The 1,596-nt window shown below is 67.2% G+C and carries 5 protein-coding genes; all 5 read right to left on the reverse strand.

The genetic code is table 11. The annotated features are described in order from the left end of the window. Positions 1-147 precede the first annotated feature (147 nt). Positions 148-495 carry a hypothetical protein gene (locus AC1VAN_RS21340; protein WP_442251130.1) on the reverse strand — a complete coding sequence of 116 codons (348 nt, stop codon included), beginning with the start codon at positions 493-495 and terminating at the stop codon, positions 148-150. Next, on the reverse strand, positions 492-704 hold the full coding sequence (locus AC1VAN_RS21345) for a hypothetical protein (RefSeq protein ID WP_442251131.1): 213 nt from the start codon (positions 702-704) through the stop codon (positions 492-494). Before AC1VAN_RS21345 ends, AC1VAN_RS21340 begins: the two co-directional genes overlap by 4 nt. 86 nt (positions 705-790) lie before the next feature. Continuing rightward, positions 791-1,033 (reverse strand): hypothetical protein, encoded by a 243-nt coding sequence (locus AC1VAN_RS21350; RefSeq protein ID WP_442251132.1) that lies wholly within the window; start codon positions 1,031-1,033, stop codon positions 791-793. Then, complete coding sequence (locus AC1VAN_RS21355; protein ID WP_442251133.1) at positions 1,033-1,248, reverse strand: hypothetical protein; 216 nt, start codon at positions 1,246-1,248, stop codon at positions 1,033-1,035. The genes AC1VAN_RS21350 and AC1VAN_RS21355 overlap by 1 nt, the downstream gene beginning before the upstream one ends. Then, positions 1,245-1,445, reverse strand: a complete 201-nt coding sequence (locus AC1VAN_RS21360; protein WP_442251134.1) for a hypothetical protein — start codon at positions 1,443-1,445, stop codon at positions 1,245-1,247. Before AC1VAN_RS21360 ends, AC1VAN_RS21355 begins: the two co-directional genes overlap by 4 nt. Positions 1,446-1,596 lie beyond the last annotated feature (151 nt).

The following is a 1,596-nucleotide window of genomic DNA, read 5'->3' on the forward strand; positions in this document are numbered from 1 at the left end:
GTGCACCTGATCGGATCGCGCGATTGCACCAAGCCCGTAGCCGAGGGAACCACGGATGCGAAGCACAGCTTTTGTGAAGCGCTGACGCTTGCGAAGCAGCAGGCGCAGGACGCTGCCGCTGCGCTGTGCGCGCTGGAATAGAGCGGCTCATTTGCCCACCGCCTGGCCGGTAAAAATGGCGACTTCCAGCGCTGAGCGCGTCTCATGGATGCACCTGCTACCATCCGCTTGCCCCGCCCACCTGGCGAGCGCATTGGCAGCGGCTTCCATCATGGGCGCAGTGATCGCATCCCCCTGATCCGCCGGGGAGGGCGGGATGGAGAGGATTGCGTCCTGCGGCTCCATGATTTGCTGGCTGTAGCCAATGCCGCGCGTGCCGGTGCAGTACGCATCGCCGATGAGGTCACGCGCGCGATCATACGGAACGGTTGCGAAATGTATGCAACCTCCGGGCTTTACGATCGCCAAGGGGGCGGGGGTCATCTCGGTAGTCATGCGTTTTGCTCCTTGCGTGCGGTGGTGGCACGCGTGCTGTGCGCGGCCAGGCTTTCCCAGCGTTCGGCTTCGCCGAGGTAGTGGGCAGCGCGGCTTTGCCGCTCGGCTTCGGTGAACTGCACGTCGTGCAGCGCGTGGTCTGCGGCCGCGCGGTTGGCGGCGACCATGCGGGCTGGGTCGTGGTCGAAGATGTCGAGCTGGTTACGCACGCTGGACTCCTGGTATGGATTGCCGGCTGGTGGAACCCGGCCGGCGCGGGTTCCCTGAGCTACAGGGAAGAGCGCAGGGCAGGGGATCAGTGGGTGTCGTCGGCCTGCATCGGCGCGCGCTGTCGTTCCGCCGCGCGCTGTCGCATTTCCTTGCGAAAGGCGGGCCAGTTGCGCAGGAGGTCGCGCACGCCGCACCAGGCGAAGTAGGCGATACCGGCGCCGCAGGGCAGGAGGAACGACGCGGCTCCGGTGTAGATGGCGCGCGCGAGCAGCGCCAGCAGCAGTCCGACGATGACGGCGCAGTAGAAGGGCAGGGCCAGGTGGCGCATCAGGAGGCTCCCGCTTTGGCGCGCGCTGTGCTGCGCGCCTCTGCGACAGCACCCGCGACGCTCTGGCCGTGCAGGAGGACGCCGGCGGCTGCGTGACCGGCCACGTAGCGCACAAGCTCGGGGCGCACGCCCCAGCGGCCAGCGGCGCGGCGCACGATGCCGGCGGCGGCTGCCGCGCGCTGTATGGGGGAGTGGTTGGCGATGACGGCGCTCATGCGGCGGCGTCCTGGCTTTCGCCGCGCAGCTGCAGGACCGCGCGCTGCAGCTCTACTGCCAGCTGGTCGGCCTCTTCCGGGCCGAGGTGGATGCTTACGCAACCAACGCTGAGGGCGACGATGCCGGCGCCCACGTCTGGCATCGGCGCGGCGGTGGGCTGCAGTTGCTTGAAGGCGCCGAGGGACAGGCTGGCCATGTGTGATCTCCTGCGCCCGGCCCCGGGATGGGGTGGTGTTGGGCGACGGAGAAAGACTACGGAATTCCGTATTGAGGTGTCAAACGGAATTCCGTACTAGATTCTGAATATACGGAATTCGGTTCATCTTTGACCGAATGGAGCGTGACCA

It is taken from the genome of Stenotrophomonas sp. 05L44_2, from assembly GCF_056665995.1.

What these genes read in the sequence shown, in the direction of transcription:
- AC1VAN_RS21340 (WP_442251130.1), bottom strand. Translation starts at nt 495, where the DNA reads ATGACTACCGAGATGACCCCCGCCCCCTTGGCGATCGTAAAGCCCGGA.
- AC1VAN_RS21355 (WP_442251133.1), bottom strand. Translation starts at nt 1,248, where the DNA reads ATGAGCGCCGTCATCGCCAACCACTCCCCCATACAGCGCGCGGCAGCC.
- AC1VAN_RS21350 (WP_442251132.1), bottom strand. Translation starts at nt 1,033, where the DNA reads ATGCGCCACCTGGCCCTGCCCTTCTACTGCGCCGTCATCGTCGGACTG.
- AC1VAN_RS21360 (WP_442251134.1), bottom strand. Translation starts at nt 1,445, where the DNA reads ATGGCCAGCCTGTCCCTCGGCGCCTTCAAGCAACTGCAGCCCACCGCC.